The sequence below is a fragment of the Bacillus sp. JJ1127 genome (assembly GCF_036965845.1).
Lineage (GTDB): Bacteria > Bacillota > Bacilli > Bacillales > Bacillaceae_G > Bacillus_A.
In genome coordinates this window covers 6195-6633 of record NZ_JBALQK010000091.1, presented here as the reverse complement: position 1 = coordinate 6633, position 439 = coordinate 6195, and the positions used below count along the sequence as shown (strand labels likewise).

1 protein-coding gene is annotated in these 439 nt (G+C 34.2%); it reads right to left on the bottom strand.

The genetic code is table 11. The annotated features are described in order from the left end of the window. On the bottom strand, positions 1-275 hold a 275-nt coding region (locus tag V7183_RS10465; protein ID WP_335359447.1), incomplete at its 3' end, for an S-layer homology domain-containing protein. Between the last annotated feature and the right edge of the window lie 164 nt (positions 276-439).

The window sequence follows — 439 nt, the reverse complement described above, 5'->3', positions numbered from 1 at the left end:
CCCATACCAAATATTCCATTTCCATAACCTGCAATAATTCCTACATTTGCTAAACTATCAATCGCCTCGAATGCCCAGTGCCCTTGCGGAACATCCTTGAATTCAACTGGATTTGTTTCAGCCTTTACAGCAGCACTTTCTGCACTGAATAAAACGCCGCCCATAATTGTTAATGATGTTACTACCTTTAAAACCTTTTTGTTCACTAAACTTGCTCCTTTGAATATGTATTTTGTTTTACTATAAAGAATTGATAAAGAAGAAACAATATACATATTCGCTCTTGAAGTGACAACTTTATGAACCATATTACACATGATGTTTTGTTCACCTGCTTGATAATACAGCTAATGTAAAACAGTTATTTCAAGCAAAAACAACCTTTACAGAGGGATAGAAACACACTATATATACATTTAAGACATAAACCCCCTCTTTT